The organism is Aquimarina brevivitae (assembly GCF_004216895.1).
Taxonomy (GTDB): Bacteria; Bacteroidota; Bacteroidia; order Flavobacteriales; family Flavobacteriaceae; genus Aquimarina; species Aquimarina brevivitae.
On record NZ_SGXE01000004.1, the window covers coordinates 150,419 to 171,936 of the forward strand.

Below are 21,518 nucleotides of genomic sequence, written 5' to 3' on the forward strand. Positions count from 1 at the left end.
AATTAAATAAGTGACTTTTATTTTTATATTGGCAACCCATAAACCGTATCAAAATGTACACCTTACTATCCGTAAAGCTCAAAGCGCTTCAAAAACACCCAACTACTTTACTACTAACCTACGTAGTTGTCTATTTTATTTGGGGTTTAGGGATGAATGAATTTGGTAAGTTTATGGAAATTGCCCGATTTGCTAACTGGTGGCAAGTGATCACCTGTTATATTTTATATATGGTTCCCATATCCTTACTATTACGCAATAAACCCTTCTTTGATCAATATGCCTATGGACTGGTCGCAATGGGAATCTTAGAATTTATGGGGTATTGGTTACAAACCTCATACGCCTATCCAGACAATATCTTAGCCCAGGTCTTCAATCCTCTAAATTTTAGTTTGGGAATGGCCTTATTTTTTGCATTATATTTCCCTGCCGGAAATTGGTTGGTATCCAAAATATACCATATGCTTTTCAAAAATAACCCTACTCTCTCCTAACCAATACAAACTGCTGTTTACCTTCTTTTTTTAGTCGATACTTATCTACAACCGTTGAGCTTCCTTTAAGATCAAGTGAGTCTGAGACATAGGACAACCAATCTTCTCTGTGTACTATTGCATTATCCAACACCACATCTCGTATATCCGTATCTTCTAATTTCACATTCCATAAGATGGCTTCCGATAAGTCGGCTCCTCTCATATTGGCGCCTCTTAGATTGGCATTGGTAAGATCTGAACTAAGCAGCTCTGCATTTTCTAAATTGGCACCAACAAATGAAGTTCGTTTTAAATTAGATTCGGATAAATTTACGCCTTCCAAATCCGCATATTTTAACTCCGCACTTTGTAAATTAGCTTGTGGCATATACACCTGACTAAAATCCGAATAATTTAATCGAGCATATTTGAGATTGACGCCATTACCCAATAACATTTTTTTGAGATCAGAATAGGTAAAATCCGCTGCATTGAGTATGTCAATGGTAGAACGATCTCCCAGATCTCCCATCAATAAATTAAATAACAATTGACCTCGTTCCGGGCTACCTTTTTTCTTTTTCCCATCAAACACATCCTCATATTCATAGGGTTGCATCGCCATTGCAAGGCTTATTACCCGTGCCTCTAACGGTTTACTTATGTTACGGCTTGGGTTTGATCTAATTTCTGACGTAAGATCAGATAGCACATTATCCATGACAAAAACCAAGGATGACTTTCGCTGGGACTCTACTAGAGTATTTTGATTTTGGACTAAAGCATTTTGGTTGACCACCAACCAGGTTTGTATTAGCATGATAGTCGAAGGTAGTATGGCAAAGAAGAATGCAAAAAGTCCGATTCTTGTTAATCGCCAAACCACATTTGAGGATACATCAGATACGGTGTCGACAGAAACCGTTTTGTACTCCTTGTACTCATTGATCGCATTACTAATACTACGTTTTAATTTGGAACCAATAATTGGAGTACTGGCTTTTTTAAAGAGCCAACCAAATAAACGTTTTTTACGCTTTTTTCCTTTTGCCAACCGATCTAACTTATCCTGAAGGATTTTATTTTCGGTTTTTAACCGTTCAATCTGTTCTTTTTCGTTCACGTTGCACTATGGATTTGGATTTAAAACGCTGAAGATATAAAAGATATTATTAATAAGAGATAGAATAGTTAGGATGATTTTCTATCGCTTCTTTACTACAGTTCCTTTATAAATAATGTATTTTTAATGTTTAAAGCTAGTATCGTGAATCACCATATACTCATTTATCGGCTTCTCTTCCTAGTGTGTTCGACCAGTTTGACCTTATATGGACAACATCCTAAGGTAATCCAGGTAGACAGCCTAAGTTATGGAATTGATTACAAGCATCGACTAATCGTTTATAGTGATGCCCTAACTGATAGTTTATCCAAGACTATCAAAAATGTTACGCTACATTTTAACTCGGACTTACAATTTACCATCCCTACCGATAGTACTAAATACAACACATCGTTTGAGGCAAAAGGATATAAACTCTACGTAACACGACTTCCGGTAATTACCATTGCTATATCGAAGTCAATCGTAGACGAACCTAAAAGGCCCAGTAAGTTGACCTACTATCACAAAGGCACATCCATTAGTAGTATCGTGGGTATTGAGTTACGCGGCAATATTTCTCAAACTTTTCCAAAAAAAACCTATGATCTGGAGTTCTGGAAAGATGAATCAGGTAAAGAAAATCGCGATGTTTCTTTTGGAGGCTTACGAAAGGATGACGACTGGATACTTGATGGATTGTATAATGAACCACTACGGGTACGATCTTATTTTGCTGCCAAACTATGGTTACAACTACACTCCCCTACTTACCGAAACAATCCTAATGCTAAAAGCGGTTTTGATCTATGTTTTACCGAGGTGTTTATCAATGGGCGCTATCAAGGAGTTTTTGCGCTTAGCGAACAGGTAGACGATAAGTTATTGCAATTGCAAAAGCCTGTGGTTAATGCAGTACAAGGTGTTTTATACAAAGCCTCTAGTTATAGTGGAGGGACCGACTTTACTAAACTCACAGATTATGACAACCTTTTTCCACACTGGGGAGGTTTTGAAATGGAATTTCCTATTAGAGATTATACCAGCCACTGGGAACCATTATATGACCTCACGGATATTGTGATCAACGCTTCTAAAGACGATTTTAAAAATAAAATCGATCAACAAATTCAGCTGAATAATGCTATCGATTATTTTTTATTTGTAAACCTACTCCGCGCAACAGATAATCTAGGTAAAAACTATTACATCGCCACTGCGCAAAAAGCCAGTCCTTTTTTTATTATCCCCTGGGATTTAGATGGGGTATTGGGCACGATTATCGACGGCAGGCACATCCCCACTACTAACGATATTTTGAGTAATGGATTATTCGATCGCTTGTCAAAAGAGAATCCTAAGGGTTATAATCAAAAATTAGCGGAGCGGTGGCAACAATTGCGGGCCACTACTTTTAGCAACGATAGCTTATTGAAAATGATTACAAACCAATACCAACGCTTTGAGAACGAGCAAATTTATGAACGGGAATATGCTGTTTGGCCAACTAAGAAAACAAAGGAAGAAGAATTTGACTATATTAAAAATTGGCTACAAGAGCGACTTTTATTTTTAGATGGTTATTTTAAAGACTCTAAAAATGACTAAAGGGTTAACTAATCATTTTAATAAATAATATTCAAATATCTCCTACTTTAATCTTATGCAAATATCCTTCGCAAAATTTGAAGACCTTCCAGAAATACTAAGTTTACAAAAGGAATGCTATATTGAAGAAGCTGAGTTATATGAAGATTTCAATATTCCTCCTTTAACCCAAACCTTGGAAGAACTTCAAACCGATTACAGTAAAGAAAAAATCATCAAAATCGAGTCTGAAGGAAAAATAATCGGTTCTGTGCGAGGGCAATTACTACAGCACAGCTGTCAAATCGGTAGACTGATAGTGGATAAAAAGTTTAGAAATAAAGGATTGGGAAAGCAATTGATGAATGCGATAGAATCAGAATTTATAACGGCAAAGCGTTTTGAATTATTTACTGGTCATAAAAGCGAAAGAAATCTATATCTGTACAAAAAGCTGGGTTATAAGATATTTGATAAAAAGAAGGTAAACGATAAGCTTACGTTTATCTTTTTGGAAAAAAACACTACGAATGCAGCACAATAAAAACATATTTCAATACTCAAATATTGAACTAGTTGACCTAATTAAAAACACCAATGATCCTGACACCCTAAAACAGGCAAAAGCTGTGTTAAATTCGAGGAATCTTAACTCGAGTCAACTAACTCAGTTAAATATTGAATACGAAACTTATAAACGTTTTCAACAAAAAAGGAAATCAGCACCATTAGAACCAAGTGAGTGGATTCCATTATTCTTTCTTCCATTTTTTATTCCGAAACCGTATTGGAGAAAGGATGATCATTTTACAGCTTCAGAAATTGAACGATTTCAAAAATATGGCTTTGAAGAAAAAGCAAAAGAGGCCAAAAGAGTAAGGGTATTAGGTATAATCTTCTGGTGTATTCTAGTTTTCATATTTGTATTATTTTACACCTAATTCAATTCTTAAAAGGTTTGAGCTATCATACCCTATTTTTTCGTTTATCTCCATAATTCAACTGTACTATTGGTTTTTGCAACTCCAGTTTTATCAAGTCAACAACTGCCAATAAATTTTGTTTCTTATATTAGTTGATATGAAAAGAAACCAATCTTACTTCTATAGTGCATTACTTATAACCTTAGCAGCCCTAACGTTATTGATTACGGGTTCCCCTGTACTTAATTGGTCTGTAGACGCGAATAACCAATTCCCCTTAGGAACCATAATAACCTGGGCAGGTATGATAGGGTTACCCGCTACCCTATATTTTGGAATCCGAGCCTTACGAAAACCGACACCCTCATTTCATAAAATCCTTTCTTTATTATTGCGGATTGCAATCGTACTCGGAATCCTATGGGTGCCCTTGTCTTACGTACTTGCAGGTAATTTTTCTTTCTCCTTTTCTAATAAAGCAACATTTCAAGGGGGTCAAGCGGCTATGCGATGGTTTTGGCGATTAAGTTATGGCATCCCGATTATGACACTTACGATCCTTATCTTTTACTGGATTTCGTTACTTTTTATAAAAAGAAGGTAATTTTAAATCATAATCCATTTTTACATATACTAGAGTTTAGCCAGGTATAAAGCTTATACTTTGGCCTCAGGATGTTTTTGCGTATCTTCATCATCCTTTTAATGCAGTTTATGCTGCTACAGATTTGAAACACAAACCATCCATATCCTTATGAAAACAATACGTTTAAAATGCTCCCTATTAGAATTAATAATGCCTGTTTTATTCATCTCAATTTTGTGGTCTTGTTCTGACACCAAAAAAAATGAAACCGCCAGCAATGTGGATATTAAAATTGAGTACCCCAGTGCTGCAGAGGATAAGAATTTAGACGGAAGACTCATTTTATTACTTGCAGAACAAGCAGATACAGAACCTAGATTTCAGCTTAGAGATGATGCCAAAACCTGTCAGGCCTTTGGAATGGATGTAGAAAACTGGAACCCCAATACGGCTTTACAGTTTGATGCAAAAGCCTTCGGCTATCCTATTGAAAATTTTAGTGGGTTACCATCTGGTGATTTTTATGTGCAAGCTGTTTTTCACAAATACGAAACCTTCAATCGTGCTGATGGATTGGTAGTCAAGCTGCCTATGGACAGAGGTGAAGGGCAACAATGGAACAAAGCACCCGGCAACCTATACTCCACTCCCAAAAAAGTAACCATAACCAACGGAAAATTACCTCATCTGAGCATAGTCTTAGATCAAAAAATACCACCGATAGCAGCAGTTGAAGACACCAAATACATCAAACACATAAAGATAAAAAGTAAATTATTGAGTGAATTTTGGGGTAGGGATATGTACTTAGGAGCCCACGTACTCTTACCCGAAGGATGGGAAACCCATCCGGATGTAAAATACCCACTGGCAATAATGCACGGCCATTACCCAAAAGATTTTGATGGATTTCGTACTACACCGCCTGATCCAAATCTAGAACCGGAATATAGCGAACGCTTTGACGTAGAAGGCTATAATCGAATCGTTCAGCAAGAAGCTTATGATTTTTACAAGACCTGGACGGGGCCAGACTTTCCGCGTGTTATCGCTATTAAAATTCAACATCCTACTCCGTATTATGACGATTCTTATGCTGTAAACAGTGCTGCTCAAGGACCCTATGGAGATGCAATTACCTATGAATTGATTCCGCATATCGAAAAACAATTTAGAGGAATCGGCGAAGGCTGGTCTCGATTTGTTTATGGTGGAAGTACCGGCGGTTGGGAGTCGCTAGCAGTTCAGGTAAAATATCCCAAAGAATATGGGATGTGTTTTGCCGCTTGTCCTGATCCTATAGATTTTAGAGCCTATTGTTTGGTAAACATCTACGAAGATGAAAACGCCTATTATCAAAAAGGTACGTTTAGAAAAACATTAGTTCCCGGTCATCGGGACTATTTAGGCAACGTTGATGCTACCCTGAAGGATATGAATTATCGAGAATTGGTTTTAGGATCCAAAGGAAGATCCGGACAGCAATGGGATATATGGGAAGCCACCTATTCGCCAATTGATAAAGAGGGCTATCCAAAACGAATCTGGGACCGTCTTACGGGTGAAATCGACAAAGAAGTCGCGGAGTATTGGAAAGAAAATTATGATCTAGCGGACATATTGAAACGAGATTGGGCTAAACACGGTAAAGATTGGGAAAATAAAATTCATATCTATTGCGGGGATATGGATAACTACTACCTTAATAATGCGGTCTATTTGGCCGAAGACATCTTATCAGAAACTACTGGGCCTTATTATAATGGCGAAGTGGATTACGGAGACCGAGCCGAACATTGCTGGAATGGAGACCACGACAACCCTAACCATATTAGCAGATTGCGCTATCACCGTATGTTTATCAAAAAATATACAGATAAAGTTGCAAAAATTGCGCCCGAGGGTGCTGATTTAAAGAGTTGGCGCTATTAAGGGTTAAGGTTAGGTGAACATTTTTTTAAAGATAGCCACTTTTAATAAACAAATGTTCAAATTAAAAACAATGAGATTCAGCAATGGGCATAGAAGTATAAAAGAGATTTTAATATCCGTCAAGACTTCAGAAAACTTACTGTATTTCTTATCTTTGCTTCTCGAACAAAATAGTGTAAATGAAAGCCCAAGTAAACTTATAACCCCATGAGTAACCCCGTAAATATTCAGAAAAACCTAGTAGTTTTTAGCATACCACTTTTACTTATTACAGCATTGGTAGTACTGGTAAAATCTCCTTTGTTTACCACAAATACCAGTCAACTTGCCATTGGGGTTACTGCCGATTTATTGATAACGATACCTCTTATCTATTTTTTGATCATCAGAAAAACGAGTATTCCTAATACCACGGTTGTTCCTGTTTTAGTTTTAGGAATGATTATATGCACCGTTATACTGCCGGTGCAACAGCAATATTACCTTGATCTTTTTAAGACATGGGTTTTTCCTGTAATTGAACTATCCATAGTCGGCTATGTACTATATAATGTAAATAAGGCCATAAAAAGATTTAAAATCACAAAGAATGAATCTATTGATTTCTTTACTGCTTTAAAAAACACCTGTTATGAGTTATTACCTAAAAAAGCAGCTATGGCAGTAGCTACAGAAATTGCAGTCTTTTATTACGGTTTTGTTATTTGGAAAAAAAGAAAATTAAAAGAAAATGAATACTCCTACCATAAAGAAAGTGAAACTATTTCCCTATTGCTAGGTATACTCCTTATTGTAGCTGTAGAAACCGTAGTACTTCATAATTTGATTGCAAAATGGAATGATATCATAGCTTGGGTTGTAACTTTTCTAAGCGTGTACTCCGGGTTTCAACTTTTTGGAACTTTGAAATCTATCTATCACAGACCTATATGTATCGAAAAAGATAAGCTATTGCTTCGCTTTGGTATGATGAACGAAACAAGCATCGAGATCAGCAATATTGAAAAAGTTGAAGTTAGTGCTAAAGACATCACTTTAGATAAAGAAACACGAAAGCTTTCATTTTTAGGGTCATTAAGCAGTCATAATATCATTATCTATTTAAAAGAAAAAAATACACTTATTGGACCCTATGGTATCAAAAAGCAATACAAAACTATAGCCTTGCACGTTGATCAAAAACAGAAGTTTGCCAACCATATTGAAACTTTACTAGACTAAAACTATCAGAGCGTTATAAGAATATATGTCATTGATTATTGTATCATTGCCAATGCTTTAAAACTAAATAAACCATGAATTCCTTGAGATTGAATTGTTCAATCCTATATCTGCATCTCGATTATTGCTAAAAAAAGATTTAAATACCTAAGGCATCCTATTACTTTATTGCTATTTTTACGAAAGACGTATTTCTTGAACGTCTTTTAAATGATCAAGAATAATCAATACTTTTAAAACCATTACACATGAAAAGTTTAAAAAACTTACCAGGCATTAAATTGCTGAGCAAGAAACAACAAAAAACCGTTAAGGCAGGTTATCTATGGGAAGAACCAGACCCAGAACCATGCGGATGGCCAATGTGCAGAAACTTCTTTGGTAGATGTTCTATGTTTGCCTGCTAATCAATTAGCAACATGATTTATACACAAATGGACTAAGTGGTTAAACAATAACACTTAGTCCATTTTTACATTTTAACTAAAAAGGATATCCGATACCAAAGTTCAAAACAGGATTGGCCACATCAAACTTAAAACGATCTGCTTTTGGTTTAGAGGGATCATTTAGTGGAGCTGCAAGATCTAATCGTATTACAAAATTTTGAATATCTACCCGTAGTCCTACTCCAGCTCCGACACCTAATTCGCTTATAAAATCACTTGAAAAAGCACCGCCAGGTAGTGATGCATTTTCCTCAGTAAGCCAAACATTACCTGCATCCGCAAAAACAGCTCCATTGAAATAACCAGCAATAGGAAAACGATACTCAAGATTCGCTTCTAACCTAATGTCACCATTTCTATCAAAAAAGGCGCTATTATCATCCGCAGCTGTAGTGTACGTACCCGGTCCTAGCGAACGTATTCTAAAAGCCCTGACACTATAAGGTCCTCCGGAAAAATACTGTTTAGAGTAAGGCATGGTTTCTGAATTGCCATAGGCATAACCCCATCCTGCAAATAAACGCGATATCAGTTTTTGTCCGTTCCCTAAATTTCTATAATACCTAAAATCCACATCCGCCTTCACATATTGTGCATATTCCAAGCCAAAAATGGTATTAGCAGCGGAATCGCTGTCAGAATTATTAAGAAACAAACTAAGTGTGTTGCCCGCAATATCCACATTAGCATTAAAAAATATTGGGTGCCTCTTTGAAGTACTATTAAGTTCATTGTAAAAAAAAGCATAGGTAATTCCTGCAATAAACTGTTGTTGGAAGCTATTATTTAAAAAAGGATTTCCTTCGAGTATATCATCAAATTCTTCGGATGTATCTGATAGGTTTACATAATTAATGTTAATCGGATTAATTTCGTGATACACAAACTTATTAGCGTTCCAATTGTATCCATAAGAGGCAGTTGATGAATACAATCCATAGAGTTGACTACGCCTTAAGTGCTCAAACGATACACTTATCTTAGTATTAGGGGTTTTGTATTTAAAATCATGATCAATTTTGATAGGAAATAAAATCCTGGGAAACGTTAAATCACCTCCCAAACCAACCTGAACACTACTAAGACCTGCATTATCTCCACTAGCTATTTGCGTTTCATACCCTAAGGTACTGGTAATATCTAAACTTTCGCCGCCTTTGAACAAATTACGATTACTAAGTCTTACCAATAACTGTGGTCCTGCAAAGTTGTTAGATTTTGAAACCGCTTGAAGTTCTAATCGAATTGCCCTTTTCTTTAATGGCGACAGGTATACTCGTGCTCTCATTCTTTTAGGCGTAACACCATCAGATATAGTGTCAAGTTCATCATAACGGATATTGACAAACTGGTAAGTTTCAATAGCTGAAAGCCTTTTACTGGTTAATCGAGATTGGTCCGAGTTATAGTACTGACCTTTTTCAAAGAGAATAAAAGGGGCTAAACGTTTCGGTTTAAAAAACAAGGTGTCCTGAATGTATTTGACACCTTTGTACAATGTAGTATCATTGGAAGTGTATATGGTGTCTAAAGAGTGATTAGGATATACGAGCACCTCGTTAATTTGATAAGGTACTATAGCTTTTTTAGGCGTTTCTCTTTTTAATCTAAGAAATAGATCAAATTGTTTACTCTTATACTGGTTGGTGTCCGCTTCAAAAATCAAAAATTCAGGTCTAAAATTGTAATATCCTCTGTTTTTTAAGTCTTCTTCAATGCGCTCTCTTTCATTTTTAAAAAGGTCCAAATCAAAACGATCTCCTTTTTGTATTAGAGCATCGCCCATTAGCGTAGCTACATCTTTTTTAATCATACTTGGCATAGTGTCTATTTGATAGGTTGCCATTCGATAAGGAGTTTGGACGTCTACATCATAAACGATCTTTGCTGTTTTTTGACTTTGTACTATGGTTGATGAAATGCGATTTTTAAAAAATCCTCTATTCTTCAATCGATTATCAATTAAATCAATTGTTCTTGATTGATCAATATCAGAAAGGTATATAGGCTCCTCCCCAATTTTTTTGTTCAGAAATTTATTCAAAAACCCTGGTTTTTCCTGTTTTGCTTTGTAATGATAAAACAGCCCTGGCTTAGTTCCTAAAAACTTAGCATAAGGTTCTTTGAATAATAAATTAGAAAGGTTACGTTCTACTTCTTGTAATTCAGCTACAGTATCATTGGATTGTAAACTCAATTCAGATCCCGTATATAGTGTTTTATGTTGGGGTATATATTTTTCTACGCTACACGAGCAGCCTATCAAAAGTAAAGTACCTATAACTAGTTTAATTTTCAAGAGTAGTTTATTTATTATTACGTTCTAATTTTTCGAGCTCTTTCTTTCGCTTTAATTCTTTTGCTACCGAGTCTCTCCACAGGTCTTTAAACTTGTTAAACTCGCGATTAAAAATTAATGCAATTCCAGTAACGACAAGTTGACCGTCAATAACGCTTTCAAATTTATTTTTTCGAAATCCTTTTACCCTAAACCTACCATTTTCAGTAAGTAAGTACTCTACACTTACATTACCAATTATTGGGTTACCGGTCTCGGTTGCTTGATTATTGCCTTCAATATTAACTTCGCTTCCCACTCTAACAATCAGTCGATTATCTAAGAAAGATTTTTGGGCGTTAATCTCTAAATCTGTTGCCTCCGTAGCAGTATTACCCTTATAGGTACCATATGTATTCAGATCAAAATTAAGATCAATATCAGATTTTCCTACGATTTTATCTCCAAATGTATTTAATTGACCTGCTAAAACACTATTTACATTATCCTTTGCCAAACTGGCCACCCCGCCTGTGCTACCATCGCTACCTGAATCTGGATAAAATCCTTTTAAGACTAGTAATGAAAACACTTGTTTGTTTAACTCAGATTCCTCATTATTTAACCTTTTTACCTGTCCGTATATAGCCCCTCCCATTACTCCTCTATCACTTTCGGGCATATCCAACTCAAAAGATATTTCTGGTTTTAGGAGTTCACCATCAACATTTAGATATACCAAAACCTCTACATCCCTAGCAGTTAGATCCGTTAATGATTTGACCAAAGGTAGCGGAGAGGCTTCTACTGAATAGATGGCTGTTACGTCAATGTCCGCTTCAAGCGGTTCACCATTCCAAGCAATACTGCTACCGGGTTTAATTTTAAACTCTCTACTGATAATATCATAAAGACTTGCCTTGTACAATCCGTCACTGATTTCATACCTTCCGGATAATGTAGTCCTTCCGTTAGGCTCTATGCCAAACACAAGATCCCCGGTTCCGTGTACGGTTATATAATCCCCACTCGATTTATCAATAACCACTTTAAACTCAGATTGCTTACCTACCTGAACTCTTGCTTGAATATCAAAACCCTGTAAAAATGGAATTTCGGATTTGGTTTCATCAACTCTTGTTAGAATTGCGTCTGGGTTTTCTCTGTTCACAAACAAAACGACCCCCTCCCTCTCTTTTATTTCCAACTCAGACTCAGGAACCACTAACGTAAACGAAGAATCACTATCAAGTTTTAGGTCCCCTCTGATTTTGGGTACTTCTAAACTCCCTTTTATGGTAAAATCAGTAGCTACGCTTACATCGCCATAAAAAAGATCATTATCCTCTTTTGTGGAACTTAGAATCTGGAAATCGCGAGCCGATAACCTTAAATCAAACTCTGGGTTATTTATCGATTTATCAGTCATAATAGCTCCATCCAAGGTAAAGGAATTCTCCTTGCTATCCTTAATTGTAAATTGATCTAAAAAAATTCCATCATTAGTTATTTGGATATTTTCTTTAGGCAAAATGAACTTAGTGTTCAAAGAATTAATAGAAAAAGCCGTATTATTAAACGTTAAATCACCCATATAGTTGGGTGCGTTTAGATCGCCGGTTACTTCACCTTTTGCAGAGAGATTGCCTGAAGCATTAGAGATTGATGAATCAAAAATCTTTTCTACCATATTGATATTCAATCTTTCGAGATCAAAAACCAAATCAACCTTTGGAAAATCTTGGCTTGCGGTATACGCTCCTTTGAGGTTAAAATCAATATCATCTCCTTTTAGTTTGAGGTTAAGGGTGTAGTCGTTAGTGTTTGTACTATTGGCTTCTAAATCTAATTTACCCAGTGGAATCTCGGTGATCGCTAACTGATCGATAGCAATGTCCGCTGCAATGGCTGTTTTGGCAAAGGGCTCCACAATACTAACCTCCCCATTCACTTCACCAGAAATTAACTGTTGGTTTTCATTAAAATAACTAGTTAAGGTATTCAGCTTAAAGTTTTTAAAATTAAAATTTAATTCTTTTTGTTGGGTCTTGTTCGTTTGTGTAGCTATAGTTAAAGATTGACGATCTCGCGCAATGGTAAAATCATTCACTATAATATCATCTGCAGCTATGATCATTTTATTATTCGGATTGATCTGCCAAGGTGTTCGATCCAGGATTAAAGAAGTAGGATCTATATGAAGATTCAAGGTATCTTTTGTAAAAGCTACTTCTGCCAACAGATGGGCAGTGTTTTTCTTATTAACATCAAAACTATCGAAATTAAGTTTCAATTGCTGGTTTTTAAGCACACCACTAATTGCGGTGTTTTCGATAAATAAAGGGTCCGCCACAATAGAGTCCCAGGCGACATCAAATTTTAATCGTTCGCTCGAACCATCAAGGACCACTTTTAAATTATTAATACTACTGGAACCATATACTACTCTACTCGTTTCAATTCGAGAGGTTAACAAATTCTTCTCTTCCTGGAAAGTTCCTTTTATCGCTATAGTATCTTTTGGTTTAAAACCAGTAACAAATACTTTACTGATTATTGGGGAATCGCGATATGTAAATTGTAAGGAAGAATTAACAAATTGATCTTTTTTTTGCGTTACTCGTTTTGGATTGATATAGTCTAATAGATATGCCTTAATGGCTAGCAAAGTTTGCGGCACACTACTGTTAGAGTTTAATGACCCATTGAGGAATCCACTATCCATAGTGACCTCAGTTTTATCCTTTTTATTGTTTACAAGCAATTTGATATCGCGAATCGAAAAAGGTTCTTGCTGATATACTACTGTAGCTTTTGTAGTTGCTAGAGAGGCAGTAAAACTTTCTAGGTTTCCGGTAAAATTGGCGGTACTATTAAATTGAGTTTTTACATTTCTTGCAGTAATCCCTAAGGCTTTTAAATCCGCTCCTATGACTTTGCCAGTGAGATCAATTGATGGAGAAATTGAGTCTAAGTCGAACTGAGCCGCAAGCTGCATATTGAGGTTTTTGTCTTTTAAGCTAGTTTTGAGTTTCCCTTTGCCTTTGGAAATTGCAGCATCTATTTGAAGTGCTTTATAATCGTATCCAAAAAGTTCTAATTTTTGAAACGAGGTCTGTACATCCATATCTAAATCAGCAAGAGAATTACCCTGCAACGAGCCTTCGGTCAACAATTCTATCGTTCCAAGCTGAGGGGTGTTTAACAATTTTCCGAGCTGAATTTGATTACCTGCTACCTTTCCTTTAAAGCCATAATTGGTACCCATACTTACTAGTCCTTTTCCTGTAATCGAACCCAAAGTGGTTTGAAGAGCTACATCTGTATTGAGTTGATTCAAATTACCGACAATTGCACCTTGTAAAATTGCATGATCTGGTAGGTTTAAACCCAAAGTATCTGTACTTATAAACTTTTCGATATCAGTCGAATAGGTTTCAAATGATACCATCGGCAAATCGACATATAAAGAATCAAATTGTGTACTGTTTTTGATATGACCTTTTAGAGCCACACTTGTACTGTCGCCCCATTTTAAGGAAGTGTTATGGATTGCAAGATCATCCACAACACCGTCTAAATGTATAGTGCCTTCTACAGGTCTTTTTGCTATTGTCGCCATACTACAATTATCCAATATGGAGGGAATAAAATATTGTATGTCTCGTAACGAAATTTTTAATGCCGGTAGCTTAATATCTATCTTGGTTGCAGCTGGCGCATTGAATACATCCTGTATCGTATGGTATTTTGCAGCAAAAGCACCTTGTACCGAAGTTTGATTCGTTTTAAAAACTAGAGAGCTCAGCTGTGAAGAGGTGTCAGTTACCGACACCTCCGCACTCAATTTTTTGAGTTGAAAACCACTACTTTCTTGAAAAGAGATCGAATTTAATTTAACTCCTAACGCCTGGGGCTCATATTTTAAATCTGAAAAATTAACGTATAAGCTTTTCATCGTAAAAGCTTCAGGGTCAAAAATAGTATCTTTCTTTTTATTGATTGATTTAGTTAAATACGTAATTGATTGGTTGGTAACTGAAAAGTGATCCACAATCACTTTCCATTCTGGCCACGTAAACGGTATTGTTATATTTTCCGCTAAGCCTTCAGATGGTGTTTGATTAGCTGTTCCTGAAGGTATATTTTTAAAATAAACAGTAGAATTATGAAGTTCAAACGACTCAACGCTTATATTTTGCGTACGCAAATCCAGGTTGGTATCCTCCATTGCAGCTTGCTCAACAAAACTAGTAAACACTATCTTTTCTGAAGCATCTTTAAAATCAAGTGAAACATTAGAAAGCTTTACTTCTTCTACATTTATGTTTGGCAAGGTGCTATTGGCTTCAGGTTGATTGTTAAAAGCCTTAGATTGCTGAACGGTGATTTTGGTATCCCTAAGGCTAAATGAAGCTATGCTCACATCTAGTTTATCAATATAGAAGCTTTCTACTTTAGTAGCTAAATTTCCTAAAGATAGGTTTACTAAACTTCCTGTTTGCTCATCTTGAAATTTCAATGCTACATCTTTAATCTCAATAGTTCCAGGTACGATTTCAAAAGAACCATTCTCTTCAGTTTTGGTGCTGTCTGTAGGTGTACTTAAGGAATCAATGATAAACTGATAGTTAAAGTCCGAGTTGGACTTCCTTTCTATATTGGCGACCACCCCTTCCCAATCTAAAAATTGCAGGTGCAGTCCTTCAGCCTTGATTAACGGATATATCTTAATAGAAGCTTCTAAAGATTTAGAGTACACTAAAGTATCCTGCTTTTGATCTTCAACATAAAATCCTTTCAGCATCAAATTACCAGAAAAACTGAGGTATAATTTATCAATTTGTACCTCTGTACCGGTTTTATCTTTTAAATAGGATACTGTTTTGTCCACAATAATACCTTGCCCCCAAGGACTTCTGATGAACAAAACGATTAGAACAAACAAAACGAATAGTGAAAGTAAAAGTATCCCTATTTTTTTCTTCCAATTCCATTTTTTTTGTTGTGATGCAGTCATAAAATATTGCTTGTAGAGAAGCACAGTCTAAGTTCGAACATTAAAACTACCCAGTTCTAAATAGAATTTTGTAAAAATTGTCTTAATAAGTTTACTATGGTATTCACAAATAGAGGCAACAAATGACAAACTACACATATAAGTAGTAAAAGCCGAGTAACGTATGAAGGGAAACTGTGCTACCACTTAATTTGTATAGCACTTTTGAAGTATAACAACCGTATAACGGATAAAAACTTTATAAAACAAAAAACCCCAGAATTATATTCCGGGATTTTTCTATGTACTGAAGGCGGGACTTGAACCCGCACGAACATTACTGTTCATTGGATTTTAAGTCCAACGTGTCTACCAATTCCACCACTTCAGCATGGATTTATATACAGAGCGAAAAACGGGATTCGAACCCGCGACCTCCACCTTGGCAAGGTGGCGCTCTACCAACTGAGCTATTTTCGCGTCTTTTCTATGAACGTGCAATTGTTTATTGCGGATGCAAATTTAAAACAATTCCACTAATAGCAAAGCTTTTTTCAAAAAAAGAATCATTTTTTTTCGAGTTGCGCTGCTTTCTTCCTGGTTAACATACGTTTAATTTCATTTAATTTCATCAATGCTTCCACCGGAGTTAAAGTATCGATATCAATATCGAGAATTTCTTCCTTAATTTCCTGAAGCAAGGGATCATCTAAATTAAAAAAGCTCAGTTGTAGTTCCTCTTCTTCCTGCAAAGTTTTAATTCTATCCGTTAACTCTTCACTACTATGTGATTTTTCGAGCTTTTTGAGCATTTTATTAGCACGATGCACTACTTGTTGTGGCATACCAGCCATTTTTGCTACGTGTATCCCAAAGCTATGATGACTCCCACCAGCCACTAATTTTCGAAGAAATAGCACATTATCTTTCAATTCTTTAACGGCAACATTATAATTCTTGATCCGATCAAAGGTTTCGCACATTTCATTTAATTCGTGATAGTGCGTAGCAAACAGCGTTTTAGGTCTGGCAGGATGCTCGTGTAAAAATTCACTAATCGCCCAAGCTATAGAAATTCCATCATAAGTACTGGTTCCTCGGCCAATCTCATCTAGCAATACCAGACTACGATCAGAAATATTATTCAGAATACTTGCTGTTTCATTCATTTCGACCATAAACGTAGATTCGCCCATAGAGATATTATCACTCGCCCCTACCCTGGTAAAAATCTTATCGACGACTCCAATCTCAGCCTCTTCAGCCGGGACAAAGGAACCCATCTGAGCTAATAAAACTATTAAAGCGGTTTGCCTTAATATGGCTGATTTACCACTCATATTAGGCCCTGTAATCATTATAATTTGCTGCTCCTCTTTGGTTAAGGAAACATCATTGGCAATATATTGCTCGCCAGGTGGCAATTGTTTTTCGATCACCGGATGACGTCCATTTTTGATTTCAATATCAAAGGATTCATCAATTAAAGGTCGTACATATTGATTTTCTTGAGCCAACTGGGCAAATCCACATAGACAATCCATCTGTCCGATCAGCGCTGCATTCAATTGTACAGGTTGGATATAATCATTCATCCATAGGATGAGATCTGCAAAGAGTTGCTGCTCTAACTCCACTATTTTCTCTTCGGCACCCAATATTTTGGCTTCGTACTCTTTTAACTCTTCAGTGATATACCGCTCTGCACTGACCAGAGTTTGCTTTCTGATCCAGGTATCTGGCACCTTATCCTTGTGTGTGTTTCGGACTTCTATATAATAGCCAAAAACATTATTTGAAGCTATTTTTAAGGAGGAAATTCCTGTAGCTTCAGTTTCGCGCTCTAGCATTTTATCCAGATAATCTTTTCCAGAATAGGCTATCGATCTTAACTCATCTAATTCTTTGGAGTAGCCATCGGCAATAGTTTTCCCTTTCAAAATATTAACCGGTGCATCTTCAGAGAGGGTTTCTTTAATTTTAGTACGCAACAATTCGCAATCGTGCAGCGTATCTCCTATTTTTTTCAAGGCATCATTAGTACTACCAGATGCTATCGCTTTAATCGGCACTATTGCTTCTAATGAATTTTTGAGCTGCACTACCTCTCTGGGGCAGACCTTACCTGTGGCCACCTTAGAAATTAATCGCTCAATATCACCGATATGCTTGATATGCTGCTGGATTTTTTGATGAGTTGCTTCCTCTTCAATCAAATATTGCACTACTTCATGTCGTTTTTGGATACTAGCAATATGTTTTAGTGGTAGTGCCAACCATCTTTTTAGAGTTCTTCCTCCCATTGGGGAAATGGTTTTGTCAATCACATCCAATAACGTTACTGCATTGAGTGCATTAGGATTATATAACTCTAAATTACGCATCGTAAATCGATCCATCCAGATGTATTGATCCTCAGCTATACGCTGAATATTAGTAATATGCTGCAATTTATGATGCTGCGTTTCGCTTAAATAATGCAAAATCACCCCTGCTGCTATAGTACCTTGCTCTAGATGATCTACACCAAATCCTTTAAGGGAGACCGTTCCAAAATGATTGGTTAAGGTTTCATTACTATAATCTGCTTTAAACACCCAGTCTTCCATAAAAAACATATGAAAGTCCGAACCAAAGTCTTCCGTAAAGTTTTTACGCTTTGGTTTAGAGACCAACACTTCACTAGGCGCAAAATTTTGAAGCAGTTTATCGACATAAGCAATATCACCCTGGGCCGTAAGAAACTCTCCAGTAGACACATCTAAAAAAGAAACTCCGACCTCTCTTTTGCCATAGTGCACTGCACATAAAAAATTGTTAGATTTACTTTGCAATACCTCATCATTGAGCGCTACCCCAGGAGTAACCAATTCGGTGACGCCACGCTTTACAATAGTTTTTGTTTGCTTAGGGTCTTCTAACTGATCGCAGATAGCAACGCGTTCCCCTGCTTTAACCAATTTTGGCAAATAGGTATTTAAGGAATGATGTGGAAATCCAGCCAAGGCTGTTTCCTGATCACTTCCGTTACCACGCTTAGTTAATACGATGTTTAGAATGTTTGCTGTGCGTATCGCATCCTTACCAAAAGTTTCATAAAAATCTCCTACTCTAAACAATAACAATGCATCAGGATACTTGGCCTTGATTGCATTGTACTGCTTCATTAACGGAGTCACTTTTTTATCTTTCTTCCCTGCCATATGCACTACAATTTAATAACAGGCTAAAGTAATTATTCTTCTTTTTTTGAAGAAGCCTACGCATCAAGAGTTATTCATATTTATTCACAATTATTTCTTGTTAGTAACGTACAAACAGTCTTAAGTTTGCTCCCAGTAATCGTTAGAAATTATACCTTTGTACCAATGAAAAACCGGAAGCTAAAAAACAGCGAATTAGATCGTAAAACCATTGCAGAATTTAAAGACGCCAAGAAAACGCCTATACTGATCATTTTGGACAACATTAGAAGCTTGAATAATATTGGTTCGGTTTTCCGAACTGCTGATGCCTTTTTGATCGAAAAAATTTACTTATGCGGTATCACCGCAACCCCACCGCATAAGGATATTCAAAAAACAGCCCTGGGCGCTACAGATACCGTTTCTTGGGAATATCAAAAAGATACCGCATCATTGATTGAACAATTAAAAGCAGAAGGCGTGCAAGTCATAGCTATAGAGCAAGCAGAAGACGCTATTATGCTAAATGATTTTCGACCTGAAGCTAAAAAAAAATACGCAGTAGTTTTTGGAAATGAAGTAAAAGGAGTGCAACAGAGTATCGTTACCGCTAGTGATGCGGTTATCGAGATACCACAGTACGGCAGCAAACACTCATTAAACATCTCAGTAAGTACTGGGGTTGTAATCTGGGATCTGTTTTGCAAGCTGCAAAAGTAAACCCAAATGAGTACGCTAGTGCTTTGGATTCATTATTGCTGCGCAACCAATGTCTGTAGAATGGTAATATAATCACTGCGATTTTTTATAAAATCCAAATCAGAAACATCAATAATTTTGGTCTTAAATTCAGTTTGTGATTTTATAAACTGTAAGTATCCTTTATTTATTTTTTCGAGATAATCCTCAGATATCTTTTGCTCGTAATCGCGACCTCTTTTTTTTATATTTTGAAGCAAGCGTTCTGTGCTTTGGTAGAGATAAACATATAAACCAGGTTTCGGTAATTTGCTGTACATTAAGTCAAAGACCTTTTTATAGAGCTTAAATTCTTCTTGCTGAAGTGTAATTTTAGCAAAAATCAAGGATTTAAACACATCGTAGTCACTAACAACGAAATCGGTAAACAGATCAAATTGCCCAATATCATCCTGCAAGCGTTGATATCGATCTGCTAAAAAAGACATCTCTAAAGGAAAGGCATAGCGGTCCATATCCTCATAGAACTTGGGTAAAAATGGATTATCCGCGAATTGTTCTAACACTAACTTGCCATTAAACTCATTGGCAATCATATGTGCTAAACTTGTCTTTCCTGCTCCGATATTACCTTCAAGGGTAAGGTATTGAAAGGCTGAGATCGGATATTTTGCTTCGGGATTTACTAAATCCGTTCTAACGATTTCCGGCGTCACTTCATCTTTGGTGCGATTTATCAAATCACTGATCTTTAGTTGTAAAGTATCATGTATTACATCTGGCGCAATATCCAGTAAAGGTCTTAGAACAAACATTCTATCCTGCATTGCAGGATGTGGTACTCTTAGTGTATCGGTTGCAATGACACCTTCTGATGACAGTAGAATATCAAGATCTATAGTTCGGGCCTGATATCCTTTGCCCTGAGCACGTGTTCGTCCTAGTTGTTTTTCTACAGTCAACAGTAAGTCCAGCACCTCTTGTGCACTATAAAAAGTAGCAATTTCTATACACGCATTGTAAAAGTCTTCACTTTCAAAACCCCAGGATGGTGTTTGGTAAACCGAAGAGATACGAACAATATCGCCTATTTTTTCAAAAATAGCATCTACGGCTTGTTGTAGAAAATTGATTTTATCCCCTACATTACTTCCTAATGAAATGTATACGTGATTTTTGGTTTGCAAAATTAAATTAGGTTACTCTTACCAGAAGTTGTTAATTTTAAGAGCAAATTAAGTAAAACAAAAACACTTCCTCCTATTTTTGTGCGAAGTATTATAAACAAATTACATGTCCACAGCAAAGGCGCTAACTACTGAAGAAAATAAAATAGCATTTAGACTTTATCTTATTTTGGCCGCATTGTTTATCTCTTCACTGGTTGCTTCTAATCTGATTTTTCAAAAATTCTTTTATTGGGATTTTTTCAGCCTTTACACTTTTGAAATCTCGGTGGGAATTCTTCCTTACCCAGTAACTTTTTTGATTACAGATATTATCAGTGAGGTTTACGGTAAAAAGAAAGCGAACCAGGTGGTGACCGCAGGTATCTTTGCCTCCTTGTTTTCATTACTGATTATTTATACTGCTTCAGAAGTACCCGCCACTCCCTGGTCTCCTATCAATGACCAAACCTTTACCAGAGTATTTGGAGCTACTGCCATCGCCGTTTTTGCTTCAATGATGGCCTATCTTTTTGCTCAGTATATTGACATTCAGATTTATCATTTTTGGAAGCGAATTACAAAAGGTAAACATCTATGGCTAAGAAATAACTTTTCTACATTTTCTTCGCAATTTATAGATACGATGACCGTTTTATTACTCCTATGCTCCGCAGGGATCATCAATTGGGATAAATTTGGCGTACTATTATTAAACGGGTTCTTATTTAAAGTATTAGTAGCTGCTTTGGACACTCCTATATTGTATTTAGCCGTATTTTTTATTCGCAAAAAGTTTAAATTAGCTACTGGGGGTGAGCTCCCTCTAAACTTTTAAAATCTAACATATTCTTAACTCAAAAAAAACGGAATTCTCCGTATCTATACTGTAAACTCCTTTTATAACAA

Annotated in this window: 14 protein-coding genes and 2 tRNA genes; 9 read left to right on the forward strand and 7 right to left on the reverse strand. The window is 36.3% G+C overall.

The features are described from left to right. The first annotated feature begins 53 nt into the window (after positions 1-53). The gene (locus EV197_RS14180; RefSeq protein ID WP_130287453.1) at positions 54-497 is read left to right on the forward strand and encodes a hypothetical protein; all 444 of its coding nucleotides are present in this window, start codon (positions 54-56) and stop codon (positions 495-497) included. Here the strand turns inward: EV197_RS14180 and EV197_RS14185 are convergent. Further along, the gene (locus EV197_RS14185; protein WP_130287454.1) at positions 484-1,602 is read right to left on the reverse strand and encodes a pentapeptide repeat-containing protein; all 1,119 of its coding nucleotides are present in this window, start codon (positions 1,600-1,602) and stop codon (positions 484-486) included. The genes EV197_RS14180 and EV197_RS14185 overlap by 14 nt on opposite strands. A gap of 144 nt (positions 1,603-1,746) precedes the next feature. Between EV197_RS14185 and EV197_RS14190 the strand changes: the two genes are divergently transcribed. The 6 genes from EV197_RS14190 (at position 1,747) to EV197_RS14215 (ending at position 7,833) form a co-directional block, all read left to right on the forward strand. After that, positions 1,747-3,192, forward strand: a complete 1,446-nt coding sequence (locus EV197_RS14190; protein ID WP_165389065.1) for a CotH kinase family protein — start codon at positions 1,747-1,749, stop codon at positions 3,190-3,192. Between the two features lie 55 nt (positions 3,193-3,247). Beyond that, complete coding sequence (locus EV197_RS14195; RefSeq protein ID WP_130287456.1) at positions 3,248-3,715, forward strand: GNAT family N-acetyltransferase; 468 nt, start codon at positions 3,248-3,250, stop codon at positions 3,713-3,715. Continuing rightward, positions 3,702-4,112, forward strand: a complete 411-nt coding sequence (locus EV197_RS14200; protein WP_130287457.1) for a hypothetical protein — start codon at positions 3,702-3,704, stop codon at positions 4,110-4,112. Before EV197_RS14195 ends, EV197_RS14200 begins: the two co-directional genes overlap by 14 nt. Positions 4,113-4,251: 139 nt before the next feature. After that, positions 4,252-4,698: a hypothetical protein gene (locus EV197_RS14205; protein WP_130287458.1), complete on the forward strand. Its 447-nt coding sequence runs from the start codon at positions 4,252-4,254 to the stop codon at positions 4,696-4,698. A gap of 150 nt (positions 4,699-4,848) precedes the next feature. After that, complete coding sequence (locus EV197_RS14210) at positions 4,849-6,612, forward strand: alpha/beta hydrolase-fold protein (RefSeq protein WP_130287459.1); 1,764 nt, start codon at positions 4,849-4,851, stop codon at positions 6,610-6,612. 207 nt (positions 6,613-6,819) lie between these two features. Next, positions 6,820-7,833 carry a hypothetical protein gene (locus EV197_RS14215; protein WP_130287460.1) on the forward strand — a complete coding sequence of 338 codons (1,014 nt, stop codon included), beginning with the start codon at positions 6,820-6,822 and terminating at the stop codon, positions 7,831-7,833. 483 nt (positions 7,834-8,316) lie between these two features. On the opposite strand, the gene tamL is transcribed toward EV197_RS14215, so the two are convergent. From tamL to mutS, 5 genes are all read right to left on the reverse strand, one after another. Next, entirely contained in the window at positions 8,317-10,581 is a 2,265-nt protein-coding gene (gene tamL, locus EV197_RS14220) for a translocation and assembly module lipoprotein TamL (protein WP_130287461.1), read from the reverse strand. Between the two features lie 7 nt (positions 10,582-10,588). Continuing rightward, a complete protein-coding gene (locus tag EV197_RS14225) occupies positions 10,589-15,580 on the reverse strand; it encodes a translocation/assembly module TamB domain-containing protein (RefSeq protein WP_130287462.1) in 4,992 nt (1,663 codons plus the stop codon). Positions 15,581-15,864: 284 nt separating this feature from the next. After that, positions 15,865-15,950, reverse strand: a tRNA-Leu gene (locus EV197_RS14230). Positions 15,951-15,966: 16 nt separating this feature from the next. Continuing rightward, positions 15,967-16,039 (reverse strand) — tRNA-Gly (locus tag EV197_RS14235). Between the two features lie 86 nt (positions 16,040-16,125). Beyond that, positions 16,126-18,762 carry a DNA mismatch repair protein MutS gene (mutS, locus tag EV197_RS14240; RefSeq protein ID WP_130287463.1) on the reverse strand — a complete coding sequence of 879 codons (2,637 nt, stop codon included), beginning with the start codon at positions 18,760-18,762 and terminating at the stop codon, positions 16,126-16,128. A 165-nt stretch (positions 18,763-18,927) separates the two neighbouring features. Between mutS and EV197_RS14245 the strand changes: the two genes are divergently transcribed. After that, entirely contained in the window at positions 18,928-19,464 is a 537-nt protein-coding gene (locus EV197_RS14245; protein ID WP_130287464.1) for an RNA methyltransferase, read from the forward strand. 32 nt (positions 19,465-19,496) lie between these two features. Here EV197_RS14245 and folK read toward each other — a convergent pair whose 3' ends face one another. Continuing rightward, positions 19,497-20,630: a 2-amino-4-hydroxy-6-hydroxymethyldihydropteridine diphosphokinase gene (gene folK, locus EV197_RS14250; RefSeq protein ID WP_130287465.1), complete on the reverse strand. Its 1,134-nt coding sequence runs from the start codon at positions 20,628-20,630 to the stop codon at positions 19,497-19,499. Positions 20,631-20,736: 106 nt separating this feature from the next. Between folK and EV197_RS14255 the strand changes: the two genes are divergently transcribed. Further along, the gene (locus EV197_RS14255) at positions 20,737-21,447 is read left to right on the forward strand and encodes a queuosine precursor transporter (protein WP_130287466.1); all 711 of its coding nucleotides are present in this window, start codon (positions 20,737-20,739) and stop codon (positions 21,445-21,447) included. Positions 21,448-21,518 lie beyond the last annotated feature (71 nt).

Coding starts and splice junctions, on each gene's coding strand:
- EV197_RS14200 (WP_130287457.1), top strand. CDS start 3,702: ATGCAGCACAATAAAAACATATTTCAATACTCAAATATTGAACTAGTT.
- mutS (WP_130287463.1), bottom strand. CDS start 18,762: ATGGCAGGGAAGAAAGATAAAAAAGTGACTCCGTTAATGAAGCAGTAC.
- EV197_RS14255 (WP_130287466.1), top strand. CDS start 20,737: ATGTCCACAGCAAAGGCGCTAACTACTGAAGAAAATAAAATAGCATTT.
- EV197_RS14195 (WP_130287456.1), top strand. CDS start 3,248: ATGCAAATATCCTTCGCAAAATTTGAAGACCTTCCAGAAATACTAAGT.
- EV197_RS14245 (WP_130287464.1), top strand. CDS start 18,928: ATGAAAAACCGGAAGCTAAAAAACAGCGAATTAGATCGTAAAACCATT.
- EV197_RS14215 (WP_130287460.1), top strand. CDS start 6,820: ATGAGTAACCCCGTAAATATTCAGAAAAACCTAGTAGTTTTTAGCATA.
- EV197_RS14210 (WP_130287459.1), top strand. CDS start 4,849: ATGAAAACAATACGTTTAAAATGCTCCCTATTAGAATTAATAATGCCT.
- EV197_RS14225 (WP_130287462.1), bottom strand. CDS start 15,580: ATGACTGCATCACAACAAAAAAAATGGAATTGGAAGAAAAAAATAGGG.
- EV197_RS14180 (WP_130287453.1), top strand. CDS start 54: ATGTACACCTTACTATCCGTAAAGCTCAAAGCGCTTCAAAAACACCCA.
- EV197_RS14205 (WP_130287458.1), top strand. CDS start 4,252: ATGAAAAGAAACCAATCTTACTTCTATAGTGCATTACTTATAACCTTA.